This window comes from Providencia burhodogranariea DSM 19968 (assembly GCF_000314855.2).
Lineage (GTDB): Bacteria > Pseudomonadota > Gammaproteobacteria > Enterobacterales > Enterobacteriaceae > Providencia > Providencia burhodogranariea.
Window position 1 is genome coordinate 344,881 of record NZ_KB233222.1, and the last position, 20,767, is coordinate 365,647.

Consider the following 20,767-nt stretch of genomic DNA (forward strand, 5'->3'; position numbering starts at 1 on the left):
AAAAAATTCCGTTGTATTTTAAATTGGCAATAACTGAAATTATTTAGCTTATCTTTAATTATACACAAAGATAATAATGAGGAAGTTATTATTAATGTTGAGTTAATTAAAGATTGAGATGTTCCGCATTTTAGAAGAAAGATTAAAGAAAGAGAAAGAGAAAGAGAAGGGGTAAATACGCCCGCGGATGCAGGCGTAAAAGATAACTTAATTTAGAAAGCTTGGGATTTTTTGCTCATATTCCTTGATTTGTTCGGCATGCTGTAAAGTTAGACCAATACTGTCTAGGCCATTCATCATACAGTGACGACGGAAGCTATCGATTTCAAAATGATAGATTTTCCCACCGACATTGACGGTTTGACTTTCTAAGTCTACAGTGAATTGGCAACCTTCATTGCTTTGCACATAGCTAAACATTTCATCAACTTCTGCATCGCTCAACTTAATTGGTAACAGTTGGTTGTTGAATGAGTTACCGTAAAAAATATCCGCAAAACTAGGTGCGATCACCACTTGTATACCAAAATCAGTCAATGCCCATGGAGCATGCTCTCTTGAGGAACCACAACCAAAGTTTTCACGTGCAAGTAGAATACTGGCACCTTTAAACACAGGCTTATTCAAAACAAAATCAGGGTTAGGTTGTTGGCCCGCATCATCAAGAAAACGCCAGTCATTGAATAAGTGTTGACCAAAGCCTGTACGGGTTACTTTTTGCAAAAATTGTTTTGGGATAATTGCGTCAGTATCAACGTTTGCAGCATCTAAAGGAGCAACAATTCCTGTATGGGTAATTAACTTTTCCACTTTCATTTCTCCTTTAAACTTGTCTATCAATTTCAACAGAATCACGTACATCCGCAAAGTGACCATTGATAGCTGCGGCAGCTGCCATTGCAGGGCTGACTAAGTGAGTACGTCCTGCACGGCCTTGGCGACCTTCAAAATTACGGTTGCTGGTGGAAGCACAGCGTTCACCTGGATTTAAACGGTCATTATTCATGGCTAAGCACATGGAACAACCCGGCAGGCGCCATTCAAAACCAGCATCGATAAATATTTGATCTAAGCCTTCCTGCTCAGCTTGTGCTTTTACAGGACCCGATCCCGGAACAACAATGGCTTGGACTCCTGATGCGACTTTTTTACCTTTGGCAATAACCGCAGCAGCCCGTAAATCTTCAATACGCGAGTTAGTACAAGAACCAATAAATACCTTATCAATCTTCACATCAGATAACTTAATACCCGATCTTAATCCCATATACGCTAATGCCTTTTCAGCAGAAGCACGTTCAACAGGGTCACTAAAAGATTCAGGAGCAGGGATTAATTCATTAATAGCAATGACTTGACCTGGATTAGTACCCCAAGTCACTTGCGGCGCAATTTCACTAGCTTGTAGAGTCACAATTTTGTCAAATTGTGCATCAGCATCTGTTTTCAATGTTTTCCAGTAAGCAACCGCGGCATCCCACTCTTTGTCTTTAGGAGCAAATTGGCGTCCTTTCATATAGGAGAATGTAGTTTCATCTGGTGCGATGATACCAGCTTTAGCGCCCAGTTCGATAGCCATATTACAAACAGTCATACGGCCTTCCATACTGAGGTTTTCAATAGCTTCACCGCAGAATTCAACAATATAACCAGTACCGCCAGCACTACCCGTTTTGCCGATAATCGCTAATACAATATCTTTCGCGGTAATGCCTATAGGTGCTTTACCTAAAACCTCGATTTTCATGGTTTTGGCGCGAGCTTGCTTCAGTGTTTGGGTTGCCATGACATGTTCAACTTCGGAAGTTCCGATTCCAAATGCTAACGCACCAAACGCACCGTGGGTTGCGGTATGTGAGTCACCACAAACGATAGTCGTACCCGGTAAAGTAATGCCTTGCTCTGGCCCCATAACATGCACTATCCCTTGATAAGGGTGGTTGAGATCATATAGGGTCACGCCAAATTCTTGACAGTTTTTTATCAGCTCTTGCATTTGAATACGAGCCATATCACCGCAAGCATTGATATCTTTTGTTTGAGTCGAGACGTTGTGATCCATCGTCGCGAATGTTTTGTTTGGTTGGTGTAACGGGCGATTTTTAGTTCTTAAACCATCAAATGCTTGTGGTGATGTTACTTCATGAACCAGATGCCGGTCTATGTAGATAAGTGGTGTCTCATTATCGACCTCACGGACCACGTGGGCATCATATAATTTTTGATATAAAGTTTTGGCCATGTTACACCTCTTCTGCGATATAACGAGCGATAATATCACCCATTTCACTGGTACTAATTGATGCACCGCCACCAGCTAAATCTGCTGTACGGTGACCATCTTCTAATGCTTTGTTAATAGCTCTTTCAATGGCATCAGCAGCATCATTTTGATTTAAACTGAATCTTAACAACATAGCTGCGGATAGAATTTGTGCAACCGGGTTAGCTATATTTTTACCTGCAATATCGGGTGCTGAACCACCTGCTGGTTCATATAACCCAAACCCATCTTCGTTTAAGCTCGCAGAAGGCAACATTCCCATAGAGCCTGTAATCATGGCACATTCATCAGAAATAATGTCACCAAACAAGTTTGAGCATAGTACAACATCAAATTGAGAAGGCGCTTTAATCATCTGCATTGTCGCGTTATCGATATACATATGACTAATTTCAACATCAGGATACTCTTTAGAAATTTGATTAACGACTTCACGCCATAAAACTGAACTTTGTAATACGTTCGCTTTATCAATAGATGTTACTTTATTATTACGTTTGCGTGCTGATTCAAAAGCAATTCGAGCAATACGTTCAATCTCATAGCGGTGATAAACTTCGGTATCAAAAGCATACTCTTCTTGACCTTCACCTTTGCGTCCCTTCGGTTGGCCAAAATAAATGCCTCCCGTTAACTCACGCACACAAAGGATGTCAAAGCCTTGTGCCGCGATATCAGCTCGTAGTGGGCAGAATGCCTCCAATGCTTGATATAAACGCGCAGGACGCAAATTACTAAACAGTTTAAAATGTTTACGTAATGGCAGTAATGCTCCTCGTTCAGGCTGGCTGTCTGGTGGTAAGTTTTCCCATTTAGGGCCACCGACTGAACCGAATAACACGGCATCCGCATTTTCACAGCCGGCTACGGTTTCTTCGGGTAATGGCTTACCGTGGCGGTCGATAGCAATGCCACCAACATCATACTCTTTAGTCGTAATAGATAATGCAAAGCGCTGGCGGACTGCATCTAATACTTTGTGGGCTTGCGCCATAACTTCTGGGCCAATACCATCTCCAGGTAATACGGCAATATGATAGCTCTTAGACATTGTTACACAGCTTCCTTTGTATTTGATTGTGATTCTTTTTGATTTATTTTTTGTTTTTCTTTTTCAACTTGTTCAGAGCGCCAGATGCTATTCAATACGTGCACCATAGCTTTTGCTGAGGATTCGACGATATCTGTAGCCAGCCCCATACCGTGAAAGCGGCGACTGAAGCATTCGACAACGATATCAACTTGGCCCAGTGCATTTTCACCTTGGCCTTTTGCAGATAATTTGTAAGAAACCAATTTGATTGGATAGCTCGTGATTTTATTAAGCGCTTGATATACTGCATCGACAGGACCATTACCTGTCGCTGCTTCTGATTTTTCTTCATCTCCGCAACGCATTTTAACTGTCGCTGTTGCAACAACACTAGAGCCTGATTGAGTACTGAAATAATCCATTACAAAATGATCGGTATCGTCTTGTTGCTGAGTAAAAAAGGCTAATGCTTCTAAGTCATAATCAAAGACTTGGCCTTTTTTATCTGCTAAATGTAAGAATGCTTTGTACAATTCATCCAAATTAAAATCTTTACCTTCCTGGTAATCCATTTCTTCCATACGATGCTTAACAGCAGCACGGCCTGAACGCGAGGTTAAATTCAATTGCTCGGTTTTAAAGCCGATTGATTCAGGGGTCATGATTTCATAAGTTTCGCGGTTTTTCAGGACACCATCTTGGTGAATACCTGATGAATGAGAAAATGCATTGCTACCGACGATGGCTTTATTAGCAGGAATAGGTGTGTTACATAATTGGCTAACTAATTGGCTAGTGCGATAAATTTCTTTGTGATTAATATTCGTATGAACGCCCAACATTTGCTCTCGCAACTTGATAGCCATGATCACTTCTTCTAATGCGGTATTGCCTGCGCGTTCACCTAATCCATTGATGGTTCCTTCAACTTGGCGGGCTCCCGCTTGGATAGCAGTAATTGAGTTAGCAACCGACATTCCCAAGTCATCATGGCAATGTACAGAAATAATAGCTTTATCAATATTAGGAACTCTTTCGTATAAAGAGGTGATGATCCCACCGAACTGATAAGGTGTTGTATAGCCTACGGTATCGGGAATATTAATGGTTGTAGCACCTGCTGAAATTGCAGATTCAACAATTCTACATAAATTGTCGATATCAGTACGCCCCGCATCTTCACATGAGAACTCAACATCGTCGGTATAGCGTCGTGCTCGTTTGATTGAGTCGATAGCCATGTTCATCACACCATCGAAGGTTTTCTTTAATTTTTGCTGAACATGCAAGTTGGATGTTGCTAAAAAAATGTGGATTCTAAAGGCTTCTGCAACTTTTAACGCTTCTGCGGCAACATCAATATCATTTTGAACGCAGCGTGCTAATGCACAAATACGGCTATTTTTGATTTCTCGTGCAATAGTTTGAACAGACTCAAAATCACCAGGAGAAGAAACAGGGAAGCCTGCTTCGATAACATCGACACCGAGACGTTCTAACGCAAATGCTATCTGCAACTTTTCTTTAACGGATAAACTAGCCTGTAATGCCTGTTCGCCATCACGTAAAGTGGTATCAAAGATAATAACTTGGTTGCTCATATCGCGTTCCTTTTCATACTGAATTTTATCGTTATATTTTTGCGGTACCGACAGGCATAAAAAAACCCGCGGTTTGCGCGGGTTTTTATGTTTCTGGACAGTGACTGTTTTACCTTCCGTCCATAAGCATACCGCGCATATTAGATGCGAGTAGTAGTAGGCTTAGTAGAAGGATTGACGTTGTCATTTTTTGCTGTCTCGAATTTGGTTTTAAACACACTGTATTTATTGATACGTGATCTTTTCTTGTATGTCAAATTTAGTTTTTTGAGCTGAATTTTACGAAATATGAATTATCACCAAGACTTGGTGATTGTGACTGATTTCTATATTTTTAGTGATGTTTTTGCCTATAATTTGAAGTTAGGTTGGTAGTAAAATTCTTTTATCGAAATGTAGGAATCAAAACATAGCATAAATTGATTGTTTTGGTTTTATTTTGAACAATTCTAAGGCGGGAGAATATAATATAATGAATAAAAATAAGAGGTAATTATAGTTTTGATTTAACTAATTACTTATCAAATGAATAATTTAAAATTAATCCGATAATGGGATTGTTTCTTTGATTGTGATGATATTTATTATGATTTATTTTTAAAATTGTTTTATTATTTTAATGTTAACAATAATGATTTAAATGAGTGAATAGTACTCATTGTTTAGATGAATACATTTGTTTGATAATCTATATATATTTCAATATTAATTTATTGATAATTTAATGAATGTCGATTTAATAAGTGCAGGGAAAGTAAAATAGCTTATCATTGATAAGTTTTTTGAAGAATAATATTTAATGAATTTATATATTTTCTAATTGAATGGGGAAGGTTTTATTTCATTAATTAAAAAATAATAAATATCTTTATTGGAGTAAGTAATGACTGATTTTGATACAGTTTCACCAGTAAAAAAAGAGAATAGTGATATCCATTTGCGAAACGTTGATTTGAACTTACTCACCGTTTTTGATGTTGTCATGCAAATGCAAAATGTAACAAGAGCTGCCCAAGTATTAGGGATGTCTCAACCCGCGGTAAGTAACGCAGTTTCACGATTAAAATCAATGTTTAATGATGAACTTTTTGTTCGTTATGGCAGAGGGATTCAGCCTACCTCGCGGGCTAAACAATTATTTGGCCCAGTTAGGCAAGCTTTACAATTGGTTCATAATGAATTGCCGGGAGCTGGGTTTGACCCTAAATTGAGTGAGCGAATTTTCAATCTTTCTATTTGTTCACCACTTGATATTCGTTTAGCCGCAATTATTGTGGAAAAATTCAAAGAAATATCCCCTAATATTAATGTGCTTATTCATTGTTTCTTGGATGATAACATTGAACATAAACTGAAATACCAAGAAACAGATTTTTCATTAAGTTATAATCAATTCGAAAAAAATGAATATCAACATCAGATTTTATTTAATGATGAGTTAGTGCTAGTTGTAGCAAATAATCATCCACATATTGGTAGTAGTGTAACGCAAGAAATATTGATTAATGAAAAACATGCTGTAATGTCAATGGATAATATAGGTTCATTTAGTAAGCTCTATTATTATAATACTGATCTATCACACACAATTAGCTATCAAGGAACCGATTTAAATAGTGTACTAAATATTGTGTCTCAAACTGATTTAGTTGCGATAGTGCCTAAATGGCTCGTTGAACATTCAGCAAACCAATATCAACTACGAACAGTCTCTCTTCCTTGGCATGAAAACACGCGACCATGTTACCTGACTTGGCATGAATCGACGGTACGTGATAAAGGCCATCAATGGATGAAATCACAATTTTGCCAACTGATAGCAGAACTACCTGTCTAAATCCTTTCTAATAATTTTAATTCGCCTAAGAGGCGGTTAGTTATCATCTTGGCACTTAACTCATCATGGTGAAATTCTGTGATGAGTTATGCTACTTACTGGACATTTTTACAATATTTACACAATACTTCTTTTCACAGATCTTTTTAATCGATACACTCCATCATTCAGCTAACACATGTAAGCTGAAATAATTAACAGGTGAAGTGCTTCGTGAGTTTTCCGAGTAACTTCAGTTAACAAATGTACTATAGGAAATACAATTTGATTACTGAAAATCTTTATCCTTACCATTTGGTCAATCGCTTGCAGAGTTGGTTTAACTCCATTGATTCCGCAAGCCGGATAGCTTTCAGTCAATGGCATAACGGGCAAGTTAGTCAGCTAACATGGAAAGAAGTCAGAGAGCACTCATCTGCAATTGCTTGCCATCTTTTGGAGCTTAATGTTGCAACACAGGAAAACATTGGGTTATTTGCTCATAATAGTATGAACTGGTCGCTGGTAGACCTTGCTGTTATGCAACTTAAAGCAGTTACAGTGCCTTTATATGCAACAAGTAGTATTCAGCAAGCTGCTTATATTATAAATGATGCAGACATTCGAATTCTGTTTGTTGGAGCACAAGAGCAATATCAAATTGCATGTCAATTAAAGCCTCTCTGCCCACAATTAACAACCATAGTGGTACTTAATGGTGATGTTGAGTTAGTTGATTGTCCAATACCTTCACTTCATCTTTCAAGCTTCATTGAGCAAGCACAATCTAAATATCAAGATGAGCTAAATAAACGTATTGCAGCTCATAATCTCAGTGATCTATTCACCATAATTTACACATCAGGAACTACCGGTGAGCCAAAAGGTGTCATGTTAGATTACTATAACATGGCCACTCAGCTCTATGTTCACGAACATCGACTAAAATTAAATTCTGATGACATCTCTTTAAGTTTTCTACCGTTATCCCATATTTTTGAACGTGCTTGGAGCTTCTATGTGATGCACACTGGCGCCCAAAATGTTTATTTAACGGATACTAATGCAGTGAGAGATGCATTAGTCGATGTCAAACCCACAGTGATGTGTGCAGTGCCACGCTTTTATGAAAAAGTGTATAGCGCAATACAAAGTAAAGTAGCTAAAGCACCATTACTTCGCCGATTAATCTTTAAATGGGCTATTGGGGTTGGTAATAGAAATGTCAAAGCACAAACAGAAGGCATACAACCGACAGTGTTGGGTCGTGCACTCTATAATTTTGCAGACAAGTTAGTTTTCAGTAAACTTCGCCAAGGATTTGGGGGACGTATTCGTTTTATGCCAGCCGCGGGAGCGCGTTTAGACGACGCTATTATCGCCTTCTTTTTGGCTGCGGGGGTGAATATAAAATATGGTTATGGTATGACCGAGACTTGTGCCACCGTTTCGTGTTGGGAAGACGGGTGTTATCCGCTAGGTTCTATTGGTACACCACTTTCATCCGTTGAAGTTCGTATTGGCGCTAATAATGAGATTCAGGTCAAAGGGCCTATTGTCATGAAAGGCTATTATAATCGACAACAAGAAACCGAAGATACTTTTACCGCCGATGGTTGGTTAAAAACGGGTGATGCGGGAAAAATAGATGCACATGGTAATTTGTACATAACTGATCGTTTAAAAGATTTGATGAAAACATCAAATGGTAAATATATCGCCCCACAAATGATTGAAGGTGTATTAGGCCAAGATCAATTTATTGAGCATATCGCCGTTATAGCTGATGCTCGTAATTTTGTTTCAGCTTTGATAGTTCCTTGTTATGACTCATTAGAGGAATATGCTCGCTCTATTAATTTGAAATATAGAGATCGTTTGGAATTATTGAAAGATTCAAATGTTATGGCTTTGTTTGAAAATCGTTTAAAAGAACTACAAAAAAACTTTGAACAATTTCATCAAGTGAAGCGTTTTACCTTGCTTTCAGCTAATTTTTCCATGGAAAAAGGTGAGCTTACTCCAACCTTGAAATTACGCCGAAAAATCATATCAGAACGTTATCAATCTGAAATCGAATCAATGTATCGCGAATAATTAACAACAGCTAATCTTTTCAAGCAACAAAAGCTACATAAATCTAAAGATGGATATCCCTGATATCCGTCTTTTATTTGCACTCTTTTTCATCTGTTGGTGGTGATATAATCCATTTTTTTATTTATTGTTAGTTAATTAATCTAATAATCTGAATGGATGAAGATAAAGCTAAAAGTTGTCATTTTTGCTTAAGAAATGATGTTTGCGTCGTTTAAGTCTCAACGATATGTTAATAGCAGTCATAACTACGACAGAAATGACAAAAATAAAAGAGGAAAGTCATACCTCTGTTAACTTGCAAAAATAGTCTGAGGGCAAACTCATGGAGATGTTGTCGGGAGCAGAAATGGTCGTCAAATCATTGATTGACCAAGGTGTAAAGCACGTATTTGGTTATCCAGGCGGTGCTGTTTTGGATATTTATGATGCACTTCATACTGTAGGTGGAGTAGATCATATACTTGTTCGTCATGAACAAGCTGCTGTACATATGGCAGATGGATATGCACGTTCTACGGGAGATGTAGGTGTGGTTCTTGTCACATCAGGTCCTGGGGCAACAAATGCCATTACAGGTATTGCTACGGCATATATGGACTCAGTTCCTTTAGTCGTATTATCAGGGCAGGTTGCTAGTTCTCTTATTGGTAATGATGCATTTCAAGAGTGTGACATGGTCGGTATATCCCGCCCAATAGTAAAGCACAGCTTTTTAGTCAATAAAGCGGAAGATATTCCAGAAACAATCAAAAAAGCATTCTATATCGCTTCAACTGGGCGTCCAGGGCCAGTCGTGATTGATTTACCGAAAGATACAGTTAGTCCTGCGCATAAATATCCTTACCGTTACCCTGAAACGATTTCTTTGCGCTCTTATAATCCAACTCTGCAAGGGCACAAAGGGCAAATTAAAAAAGCATTATCAAAACTGATTGCGGCAAATAAACCTGTTTTTTATATTGGTGGTGGTGCTATCAATGCGAGTTGTTCGACTGAAATTTTAGAGTTAGCAGAAAAATTACAGCTTCCAGTTGTGTCAACATTGATGGGACTTGGTGCGTTTCCTGAAACTCACCATTTATCAGTAGGGATGTTGGGTATGCATGGAACATTTGAAGCGAATAAAGTCATGCATAATTCTGATGTAATCTTTGCGGTGGGTGTGCGTTTTGATGATAGAACAACCAATAATCTTGAAAAATATTGCCCTAACGCAACAGTAATTCAGATTGATGTAGATCCCACATCTATTTCTAAAACTGTAAATGCAGATATTCCTATTGTTGGTGATGCAAAATTGGCACTTCAGCAAATGCTCAATCAGTTAGAGCAAGCCTCGGTTAAGCAAAATACACAAGCAATTAAGGAATGGTGGAATGATATTGAAATTTGGCGCGAGAAAAAATGCTTAAGCTATGAAACAAATACCCAAAAAGTAAAGCCACAGCAAGCAATCGAAGCCATCTATCGCCTCACTAATGGTGAAGCTTACGTCACTTCGGATGTAGGGCAGCACCAGATGTTTGCAGCACTATATTATCCGTTTGATAAACCTCGCCATTGGATCAATTCAGGCGGACTCGGGACTATGGGGTTTGGCCTACCAGCCGCATTAGGCGTCAAATTGGCACATCCGCAATCAACGGTTATTTGTGTCACCGGTGACGGTAGTATTCAAATGAATATTCAAGAATTATCAACAGCATTACAATATGGATTACCAGTATTGGTGCTGAACTTGAATAATGGCTTCCTTGGTATGGTCAAACAGTGGCAAGACATGATTTACCAAGGGCGTCATTCCCAATCCTATATGCAATCACTTCCAGACTTTGTCAAATTGGCTGAGGCTTATGGTCATGTAGGTCTATCTATCAACTCTCCTGATGAGCTTGAAGATAAATTAAAACAAGCACTGATTGAAGTTAATGAAAACCAACGCTTAGTATTTGTTGATATCAATATTGATGAAACTGAACATGTTTACCCAATGCAAATCCGTGGTGGTGCAATGGATGAAATGTGGCTGAGTAAAACAGAGAGGACCTGAACATGCGTCGTATTTTATCAGTCTTATTAGAAAATGAATCTGGTGCATTATCACGTGTGATAGGGTTGTTTTCTCAACGCGGTTATAATATTGAAAGTTTGACTGTTGCACCTACCGATGATCCAACATTGTCACGTATGACGATACAAACTAAAGGTGATGCAAAAGTTCTGGAGCAAATTGAAAAGCAATTACACAAACTAGTTGATGTTCTACGTGTGAATGAACTGACTGCATCAGCACATATTGAACGTGAAATTATGCTAGTTAAGCTTCAAGCTTCTGGTTATGGGCGTGACGAAATAAAGCGGTGTTCAGATATTTTTAGAGGACAAATCGTCGATGTCACCCCAACGCTTTATACCGTTCAGCTCGCAGGAACAAGCGATAAACTGGATGCATTCATTGAATCTGTTCGAGGTGTTGCTGAAATTGTTGAAGTTGTTCGATCTGGCATTGTTGGTGTTTCACGTGGCGATAAAATTATGCGATGATACATTTGCTAGCTGAAGGTAGAATATAATCAAGTAGAGCCCCGATTAATTCGGGGTTTTGACCGTTGGCAAGCAACGTGAATTTATTAATGGTTATTCTAACCCGTAAAAATAAATAGTAAAATCAATGTGTTGATTTTCAGCTGGTAATACAAAGTGGGAAAATCCACGCTTTTCTGAACTGTGTCAGTAATGTCAGTCCCAAAATGATTGGGGCTTTCTCCTTAAATTGTAAAGAGGTTAACGTGAAACTGGATGAAATAGCCCGTTTAGCAGGTGTTTCCCGCACAACGGCTAGTTATGTGATCAACGGCAAGGCCAAGCAGTATCGAGTCAGCGATAAAACTGTAGAAAAAGTGATGGCAGTCGTCAGAGAGCACAATTACCATCCAAATGCTGTAGCCGCAGGGTTGCGGGCAGGGAGAACCCGTTCGATTGGGCTCGTGATCCCTGATCTCGAAAACACGAGTTATACTCGCATTGCTAATTATCTTGAACGTCAAGCACGTCAGCGCGGCTATCAGCTCTTGATTGCTTGTTCAGAAGATCAGCCTGATAACGAAATTCGTTGTGTAGAACACCTTCTCCAACGTCAAGTTGATGCAATTATCGTCTCAACGGCACTCCCGCCTGAACATCCTTTTTATCAGCGTTGGGCAAATCGTACATTACCTATCATTGCTCTCGATAGAGCACTCGAAAAAGAGCATTTTATTAGCGTCGTCGGTGATGACCAAGAAGATGCATTGATGATTTCAGAAGAATTGAGAAAGTTTTCTGCGGAATCAGTGCTCTATCTGGGAGCATTACCCGAACTGTCCGTAAGTTATCTTCGTGAACAAGGCTTCCGTAATGGCTGGGAAGGTGATTCACGAGAAGTTAACTATCTCTATGCAAATAGCTACGAGAGGTCGTCAGCAGCAGACGTTTTTGCAAACTGGCTAGATAAAGGCAACAAAATGCCTGATGCTTTATTTACAACCTCATTCTCATTATTGCAGGGCGTACTCGATGTTGCATTAAAACGTAATGGGCGACTTCCTGAGCATATGATAATTGCAACATTTGGTGATAGTGAGCTACTCGATTTTCTCGGTTGCCCTGTTTTATCTCTCGCGCAGCGTCATAGAGATATTGCAGAACGCATTCTTGAGTTGGTGTTAGCAAGTTTAGATGAGAAGCAAAAACCGGAGCCTGGGATTACACGAATTCGTCGCCATTTATGTCGACGTGGTAGCCTTGGTCGAAAGCAGTAGTAAAAAATACCAATTAATTAAGATTTGATGAAAATCTTGCTTTAATATTGAGTGATATTGATCACAATTATGAGTATTATATTAGCCCCTATTCACAAGGGGCTTTTTATTTATCGTTCAAAATATGTAAAGATTTAACTTTGGGATTATTCTTAATGAGATGATTCTGATTTATTAAAATGTGAAAAATTAAATTAATAATTTAATTTAAGAAATGATGTTTAAATAAAAAGCAATAATACATTTTTATATTCACGCTAAAGTACTGTCTATTAAAACAGTAATTTAACCTGTTGAAAATAATGGTTTTAATTTTTTTCAGTTGTGTTGTTAGTAATATTTATTGTTATTAAATATTCATGATTATTTTTAAAGTAGAGAATTGGTTGTTAATAAGCTGATTAAAAATGAGACATATATAAGATATATCATCATTTGCTTGTTTTTTCGGCAGTAAAATAGAGGTTGTTGTATATTTACTGTTTTTTGAGAAATAAATGAATTATATCATATCGTTATTCCTCATTTTATCTCCGAATTAAATTTTACCCACTCTTTTTTTTTCTTAATTGTTCTGTAAATAAAGCAAAAGCAACGTGTGTCTGGCTTGACAACGTTTTCCTACCATTCGTAAACTTTATAAGTGGAGAATTGTGGGGTAAAGTGGGTAAACTGGAAATAAAGGGGTTTCACTGAGTATGTTTCGTGGGGCAACGCTGGTAAATCTCGACAGCAAAGGGCGTCTTACTGTGCCCACTCGTTATAGAGGAATGCTGAGTGAGGAATCAAAAGGGCAGATGGTTTGTACCATCGACCTTCATCAACCATGCCTATTGCTTTACACCTTACCTGAATGGGAAATTATTGAAGATAAGCTCTCTCGTCTATCAACAATGAATCCAGCAGAAAGGCGTGTACAACGTCTCTTATTAGGGCATGCCAGTGAATGTCAAATGGATAATGCAGGACGTCTTTTGCTAGCCAGCACGCTGCGTCAACACGCAGGGTTAACAAAAGAAGTCATGCTGGTAGGCCAAATAAATAAATTTGAACTTTGGGATGAACAGACTTGGTATCAGCAAGTGGAACAAGACATTGCTGCTGAACATCAAACTCAAGAACCTCTGTCAACCCGCTTACAGGATTTGTCACTATAAACATGACACAGCAGCAATTTAAACACGTAACAGTACTGCTTGATGAAGCAGTCAATGGCCTGAATATTAAACCTAATGGTATTTATATTGATGGAACTTTCGGGCGTGGTGGTCATTCAAGATTAATTTTAAGCCAGTTAAATGAACAAGGTCGCCTTATCGCTATTGACCGCGATCCTGAGGCCATTAAAGCCGCTGAAGCCATTGATGACCCTCGTTTTATGATTAAGCATGGTCCATTTTCGGCTATTGCGGAATATGTCGAAGAAGAAGGGCTAGTTGGTAAAATCGATGGCGTATTATTGGATTTAGGTGTTTCATCCCCACAATTGGATGATCCTGAACGCGGTTTTTCATTTATGCGCGATGGTCCATTAGATATGCGTATGGATCCAACAAAAGGTCAGTCGGCAGAACAATGGCTGATGAATGCAGAAGCTGATGATATTGCTTGGGTTCTAAAAACATTTGGTGAAGAACGTTTTGCAAAGCGTATTGCTAGAGCCATTGTGGAACGTAACCACAATGCGGAAGAGGAGCCGTTAACCCGGACACGCCAATTAGCGGAACTGATTGCTAAAGTGAGCCCGCTAAAAGAGCGTCATAAGCATCCTGCAACGAGAAGCTTTCAAGCAATACGAATTTATATCAATAGCGAACTAGAAGAGATAGAGCGAGCGTTAGATGGCGCTATGTCAGTTTTAGCAGCAGAAGGGCGCTTATCGGTGATCAGTTTCCATTCACTGGAAGACAGGTTAGTTAAACGATTTATTCGCCAAAACAGTAAAGGGCCAAGCGTTCCTCCAGGAATACCCTTAACTGAAGCTCAGATACGTGAACTAGGTGCTGCCAAGCTTCGTGATATTGGCAAAATGAAACCTTCTGAAGCTGAAGTTGATGAAAATCCACGAGCTCGTAGCTCTGTACTGCGCTTTGCAGAAAGGATGGAATAAGTATGGTTCCTGAAAGGCACAGCCTAGGAAAAGTTATCGGCCGTGATCTTTTCCGTTATGGAATTATCCCATTGATTTTGCTAGCTGCCATTATTATTAGTGCAGTTTTTGTGGTGACCACTGCCCATGAAACGCGTTTATTGACAGCAGAAAAAGATAAGTTATACGAAGAGAAAGATGCGCTTGATATCGAGTGGCGCAACTTGATCTTAGAAGAAAACGCGTTGGCAAGTCATAGTCGAGTCGAGCGTTTATCGGTTGATAAATTACAGATGGTTCATGTTGAACCGTCTAAAGAAAATATCATTGTATCTAAGCAGTAGATAAGGTTTTGAATGAAAGCACCACGAGCCGCTAAAAATAAGAAACAAGAAGAAAATACCAGCTTTGTTGGCTGGCGTTTTGCTTTGCTGTGCGGATGTATTCTACTAGCTTTAGCAGGGCTTTTAGTCCGAGTTGCTTATTTACAAATTATTGCACCTGAAAAATTAGTTAAAGAGGGCGATATGCGCTCTTTACGTGTTCAAGAGGTCGCTACGACACGCGGTATGATAAGTGATAGAGAGGGGCGTCAGCTTGCGGTGAGTGTGCCGGTAAATGCGATTTGGGCTGACCCGAAGATCGTGTTTGAAAAAGGTGGAATTAGTAATGATGAATACTGGAAAGCCCTAGCTGATGCACTTGAGATCCCCCTAGAACAAATTAACGCGAAAATATCAGCAAACCCTAAAGGGCGTTTCGTTTATCTTGCTCGTCAAGTTAATCCATCAATTGGTGAATACATCAGCAAATTGAAGGTACCTGGCATTTATCTGCGTAAAGAATCTCGTCGTTATTATCCTTCAGGGCCTGTTACTGCTCACCTTATTGGTGTGACTAACATTGATGCGGAAGGAATAGAAGGCGTTGAAAAAAGCTTTGATCGCTGGTTAAAAGGTTCCCCAGGTGAACGAACTGTTCGTAAAGATCGTAATGGTCGAGTAATAGAAACAGTGTCATCTGTTGATAGCCAAGCAGCACACAACTTAGTATTAAGCGTTGATGAACGCATCCAATCCATTGTTTATCGTGAACTGACTAAAGGTGTCATAGAAAATAAAGCTGAATCGGGTATTGCCATTTTAGTTGATGTGCATACAGGCGAGATTTTAGCGATGGCAAATAGTCCATCCTATAATCCGAACAACCTTGCTGGTACGCCAATGGAAGCAATGCGTAACCGAGCAATCACAGATATTTTTGAGCCGGGTTCTACCGTTAAACCAATGGTAGTCATGACCGCGCTAAACGATGGCATTATCAAAGAAAATACTGTACTGAACACCATTCCTTATCGGGTTAACGGCCATGAAATCAAAGATGTGGCACGTTATGCGGAGTTATCAATTACGGGTATTTTACAGAAGTCGAGTAACGTGGGTGTTTCAAAACTGGCGTTAGCGATGCCTGCCACAGAGCTGGTGGATGTGTATAATCGCTTTGGGTTTGGCAAGCCGACTAATCTGGGGTTAGTCGGGGAAAGTAGTGGTATCTTTCCGAGTAAAAAAACACGGTGGTCTGATTTAGATAGGGCCACCTTTTCTTTCGGGTATGGGCAAATGGTAACACCATTACAATTAGCTCGTGCTTACGCAACAATTGGTAGTTTTGGGGTTTATCGCCCTCTATCAATTACCAAAGTTGATCCGCCAGTGCCAGGGAATCGCGTTTTTCCTGAGCCAATTATGCGGACAGTCGTTCACATGATGGAAAGTGTTGCTTTGCCTGGAGGCGGGGGAAGGCTTGCTGCCATCAAAGGTTATCGTATCGCGATTAAAACAGGTACGGCTAAAAAAGTCGGACCCGAAGGGCGTTACATTAACGAATACATTGCCTATACCGCAGGCGTTGCCCCTGCAAGTAACCCACGTTACGCCCTTGTCGTTCTTATCAATGAGCCTAAAGCGGGTAAATATTATGGTGGTGCGGTATCTGCACCAATATTTGGGTCAATCATGGGCGGTGTTTTACGCCTAATGAACATTGAACCTGATGCATTACAACAAGATGATAAAAACGACATAGTGAACAACAAAAAAGAGGTTAAAAGTGGCAGATCGTAATCTTTGTGATCTCCTTTCGCAATTTGGCGTTAGCACAGTAAATATCTCATTACGCGAGATGACACTAGACAGCCGTAAAGTAGCGGCAGGTGACCTATTTATCGCGATAAAAGGCCATGAATTTGATGGCCGGAGCTATATTTCTCAAGCAATTGCTCAAGGTGCTGCCGCGGTGATTGCGGAGGCTGCTGAAGAAGCAACGGAAGGTGAGATTCGCCATATTCATGGTATTCCAGTTATTTATTTAAATGACCTCAACAACCGACTTTCAGCATTAGCGGGTGAGTTCTATCAACACCCAGCATCAAAAATGAAGCTTATAGCTGTTACCGGAACTAATGGCAAAACAACGACAACGCAACTTATAGCTCAGTGGGCAAAAGGACTTGGTGAAACGAGTGCTGTAATGGGAACTGTTGGTAATGGGCTGTTAGGGCAAGTTGCACCGAGTGAAAATACCACCGGCTCAGCTGTTGATATCCAAGTTGAATTAACTCAATTACTGAAACACAAAGCCACACTAACGGCGATGGAAGTTTCTTCTCATGGTTTAGTCCAAGGTCGTGTTGCAGCCTTACCTTTTGATGCAGCTGTTTTCACTAATTTAAGCCGTGATCATCTAGATTACCATGGCAACATGGCGAATTATGAAGCTGCTAAATGGTTACTGTTCTCAACACATCAAACAAAAACTCAAATCATTAATGCAGATGATGATGTTGGGCTTAAATGGTTACTACAATTACCTAAAGCATGTGCTGTTTCAATGGAACAACGCATCCCAGCACAATGGCAAGGCCCTTGGTTACAAACAACTAGCGTCGATTATCATGATAGCGGAGCTACAATTTGTTTTACGTCATCATGGGGGGATGGGGAATTAAAGAGCCCATTAATGGGGGCATTTAATGTCAGTAACTTGCTGTTAGCGATGGCGACATTACTTATGATGGACTACCCGTTAGCGCAATTATTGGATTCATCCTCATTCCTCGCGCCTGTTTGTGGCCGTATGGAAGTGTTTAGTGCACCAGATAAACCAACAGTTGTTGTCGATTATGCACATACACCAGATGCACTTGAAAAAGCCCTTGCAGCAGCACGTTTACACTGTAAAGGCCAATTATGGTGTGTTTTTGGCTGTGGTGGGGATCGAGATAAAGGTAAGCGCCCGTTAATGGGAGCATCTGCTGAAGAGTGGGCCGATAAAGTGGTTATTACTGATGATAACCCTCGTAGCGAAGAGCCTATGGCAATTATCAATGACATTATGGCGGGTATTCTTGATACTAGCCGTGTATTGGCAATTCCAGGACGTGCTGAAGCGGTCACTAGCGTTATTATGCAAGCAGGTGTAGATGATGTGATTGTTGTCGCGGGTAAAGGTCATGAAGATTATCAAATCATTGGCCATCGCCGTTTAGACTATTCCGATAGGTTAACCGTTGCAAGATTACTGGGGGTGATAGCATGATCCCTTTGACTCTGAATCAACTTGCAAATATTACGGCTGGAACATTATTTAGTGTTGATAATATCGATGCTACAACGCTCGTGTTAAGTGATGTGAGTACAGATAGTCGCAGGGTAGGTGATAATTGCTTATTTATTGCATTAAAAGGCGAGCGTTTTGATGCACATGATTTTGTTTCTTCTGTCGTTGACGCTGGTGTCGCGGCTCTGCTTGTCGAGCGTGAACTTGCAGTTGATTGCCCACAGGTTATTGTCAAGGATTCCCGTTTAGCTATGGGGCAACTTGCCGCATGGGTACGTCAGCAAAGCCAAGCTAAAGTTGTTGGTTTGACAGGGTCGTCAGGAAAAACCTCTGTTAAAGAAATGACAGCATCAATATTGTCTGAGCGAGGTAAAACACTTTATACCGCGGGTAATTTGAACAATGATATTGGTGTGCCATTAACTTTATTTAGGCTGACACATGAATATGATTATGCAGTCATTGAAATGGGGGCAAACCATCCTCACGAAATCGCTTATACCACAAATATTGTGAAGCCACAGACGGCACTAGTGAATAATCTATTTGCGGCGCATTTAGCTGGTTTCGGATCTCCAGATGGCGTGGCTCGCGCAAAAGGTGAGATTTATCAAGGCTTACCTGATGAAGGAACTGCAATTGTTAATCTTGATAGCTGCTCAACACAATGGGCGTTCCAACCAAGACAAACGGTATGGTACTACTCATTGACAGCTCAAGCAAAAGCCGATTTTTATCCATCTAATATTCAGATTAAACAACTCACCACTAATTTTACGCTACATACACCAGTAGGGCATGTAGCCATTACGCTGCCACTACCCGGAGTACATAACATTGCTAATGTATTAGCCGCTAGTGCACTTGCTATTTCTGTTGGTGCAACTCTTGAGGATATTCGTAATGGACTTGCAACAACTCAAGCTGTCCCAGGACGCTTATATCCAGTGCAATTAAGTGAAAATAAAGTGGTATTGGATGATACATACAACGCCAACGATGGTTCCATGATTGCAGCGATCAATGTGCTAGCTAAAATGCCGGGCTATCGTATTTTAGTTTCTGGCGATATGGGCGAGCTTGGTGATTATGCACAAGAGTGCCATCAACGCGTAGGTGCTGCCGCAAAAGATGCAGGTTTGGATAAAGTGCTGAGCGTAGGTACGTTGAGTGAAATAATCAGTAAATCTAGCGAATGCGGTGAGCATTTTACATTCAAAAGAGATTTATTAACCCGACTAATTCCGCTAATTCAGCAGAATGATGTTGTTTCTATTCTAGTTAAGGGTTCACGCAGTTCCGCGATGGAAGATGTTGTGAATGCATTGAAGGAGTGCTTTGCATGTTAGTCTGGCTTGCCGAAATATTGGTGCATCATTTTTCTGTCTTTAACGTCTTCTCATATTTGACGTTTAGAGCCATTGTCGGTTTGCTGACGGCACTTGCTATTGCATTATGGATGGGGCCACATCTCATCGCTTACTTACAAAAAATGCAAATTGGGCAAGTCGTTCGTAGCGAAGGCCCTGAGTCGCATTTTAGTAAACGCGGAACACCGACTATGGGTGGCCTACTTATTCTGTTTTCTATTAGTGTATCTGTACTGTTATGGGCTCGTTTAGATAACCCTTATGTTTGGTGTGTGCTACTAGTGTTAGTGGGCTATGGCATCGTAGGTTTTGTTGATGACTATCGCAAAGTCGTCAGAAAAGATACTCGTGGTTTAATTGCTCGCTGGAAATATTTTTGGCAGTCGGTTATTGCTTTAGTCGTTGCATTTTCAATGTATGCGATTGGTAAAGATACACCAGCAACTCAGTTGGTTGTTCCTTTCTTTAAAGATGTCATGCCGCAACTAGGTTTACTTTATATATTATTAGCTTACTTTGTGATTGTTGGTACAAGTAACGCGGTAAACTTGACGGATGGTCTTGATGGTTTAGCGATAATGCCAACTGTGTTTGTTGCCGCCGGTTTTGCCCTAGTTGCATGGGCAACGGGTAACGTCAATTTTGCCAGTTATTTGCATATTCCATACTTACCGCATGCGGGTGAGCTCGTTATTGTTTGTACGGCGATTGTAGGTGCAGGCTTAGGTTTTCTCTGGTTTAACACTTACCCAGCACAAGTTTTTATGGGGGATGTAGGCTCACTTGCGCTAGGTGGTGCATTGGGTACTATCGCAGTACTATTACGCCAAGAGTTTTTGCTTGTCATTATGGGGGGAGTATTTGTAGTTGAAACATTATCCGTCATTCTACAAGTGGGATCTTTCAAATTAAGGGGCCAACGCATATTTCGCATGGCTCCGATTCATCATCACTATGAATTAAAGGGTTGGCCAGAACCACGTGTTATTGTGCGTTTTTGGATTATCTCTTTAATGTTAGTTCTAATTGGACTAGCGACATTGAAGGTACGTTAAG

At 40.1% G+C, this 20,767-nt stretch carries 16 protein-coding genes; 12 read left to right on the plus strand and 4 right to left on the minus strand.

What is annotated here, in order from left to right; genetic code table 11:
- Positions 1-207 precede the first annotated feature (207 nt).
- The 4 genes from leuD to leuA are packed head-to-tail and all read right to left on the minus strand — an operon-like array spanning position 208 to position 4,918.
- A complete protein-coding gene (leuD, locus tag OOA_RS01425; RefSeq protein WP_040690711.1) occupies positions 208-816 on the minus strand; it encodes a 3-isopropylmalate dehydratase small subunit in 609 nt (202 codons plus the stop codon).
- A 7-nt stretch (positions 817-823) separates the two neighbouring features.
- Positions 824-2,242, minus strand: coding sequence for a 3-isopropylmalate dehydratase large subunit (gene leuC / locus OOA_RS01430; RefSeq protein WP_008910335.1), 1,419 nt, complete (start codon positions 2,240-2,242; stop codon positions 824-826).
- Position 2,243: 1 nt separating this feature from the next.
- Complete coding sequence (leuB, locus tag OOA_RS01435) at positions 2,244-3,335, minus strand: 3-isopropylmalate dehydrogenase (protein WP_008910336.1); 1,092 nt, start codon at positions 3,333-3,335, stop codon at positions 2,244-2,246.
- A gap of 2 nt (positions 3,336-3,337) precedes the next feature.
- Positions 3,338-4,918 carry a 2-isopropylmalate synthase gene (gene leuA / locus OOA_RS01440; protein ID WP_008910337.1) on the minus strand — a complete coding sequence of 527 codons (1,581 nt, stop codon included), beginning with the start codon at positions 4,916-4,918 and terminating at the stop codon, positions 3,338-3,340.
- Positions 4,919-5,801: 883 nt separating this feature from the next.
- On the opposite strand from leuA, the gene leuO reads away from it, so the two are divergent.
- From leuO to mraY, 12 genes are all read left to right on the plus strand, one after another.
- Positions 5,802-6,755: a transcriptional regulator LeuO gene (gene leuO, locus OOA_RS01445; RefSeq protein ID WP_008910338.1), complete on the plus strand. Its 954-nt coding sequence runs from the start codon at positions 5,802-5,804 to the stop codon at positions 6,753-6,755.
- Positions 6,756-6,998: 243 nt separating this feature from the next.
- Positions 6,999-8,831, plus strand: coding sequence for an AMP-dependent synthetase/ligase (locus OOA_RS01450; RefSeq protein WP_040690715.1), 1,833 nt, complete (start codon positions 6,999-7,001; stop codon positions 8,829-8,831).
- A 325-nt stretch (positions 8,832-9,156) separates the two neighbouring features.
- A complete protein-coding gene (gene ilvI / locus OOA_RS01455) occupies positions 9,157-10,884 on the plus strand; it encodes an acetolactate synthase 3 large subunit (protein WP_008910340.1) in 1,728 nt (575 codons plus the stop codon).
- Positions 10,885-10,886: 2 nt separating this feature from the next.
- Entirely contained in the window at positions 10,887-11,378 is a 492-nt protein-coding gene (gene ilvN, locus OOA_RS01460) for an acetolactate synthase small subunit (RefSeq protein WP_008910341.1), read from the plus strand.
- A 245-nt stretch (positions 11,379-11,623) separates the two neighbouring features.
- Positions 11,624-12,634, plus strand: coding sequence for a catabolite repressor/activator (gene cra, locus OOA_RS01465; protein ID WP_008910342.1), 1,011 nt, complete (start codon positions 11,624-11,626; stop codon positions 12,632-12,634).
- Between the two features lie 698 nt (positions 12,635-13,332).
- Entirely contained in the window at positions 13,333-13,791 is a 459-nt protein-coding gene (gene mraZ, locus OOA_RS01470; protein WP_008910343.1) for a division/cell wall cluster transcriptional repressor MraZ, read from the plus strand.
- Positions 13,792-13,793: 2 nt separating this feature from the next.
- Positions 13,794-14,744: a 16S rRNA (cytosine(1402)-N(4))-methyltransferase RsmH gene (gene rsmH, locus OOA_RS01475; RefSeq protein WP_008910344.1), complete on the plus strand. Its 951-nt coding sequence runs from the start codon at positions 13,794-13,796 to the stop codon at positions 14,742-14,744.
- Positions 14,745-14,746: 2 nt separating this feature from the next.
- Entirely contained in the window at positions 14,747-15,067 is a 321-nt protein-coding gene (ftsL, locus tag OOA_RS01480) for a cell division protein FtsL (protein ID WP_008910345.1), read from the plus strand.
- A 12-nt stretch (positions 15,068-15,079) separates the two neighbouring features.
- Positions 15,080-16,846, plus strand: coding sequence for a peptidoglycan glycosyltransferase FtsI (gene ftsI / locus OOA_RS01485; RefSeq protein ID WP_008910346.1), 1,767 nt, complete (start codon positions 15,080-15,082; stop codon positions 16,844-16,846).
- Complete coding sequence (murE, locus tag OOA_RS01490; protein WP_008910347.1) at positions 16,833-18,320, plus strand: UDP-N-acetylmuramoyl-L-alanyl-D-glutamate--2,6-diaminopimelate ligase; 1,488 nt, start codon at positions 16,833-16,835, stop codon at positions 18,318-18,320. Before ftsI ends, murE begins: the two co-directional genes overlap by 14 nt.
- Complete coding sequence (murF, locus tag OOA_RS01495; protein ID WP_008910348.1) at positions 18,317-19,690, plus strand: UDP-N-acetylmuramoyl-tripeptide--D-alanyl-D-alanine ligase; 1,374 nt, start codon at positions 18,317-18,319, stop codon at positions 19,688-19,690. Before murE ends, murF begins: the two co-directional genes overlap by 4 nt.
- Entirely contained in the window at positions 19,684-20,766 is a 1,083-nt protein-coding gene (gene mraY, locus OOA_RS01500) for a phospho-N-acetylmuramoyl-pentapeptide-transferase (RefSeq protein WP_008910349.1), read from the plus strand. The genes murF and mraY overlap by 7 nt, the downstream gene beginning before the upstream one ends.
- Position 20,767 lies beyond the last annotated feature (1 nt).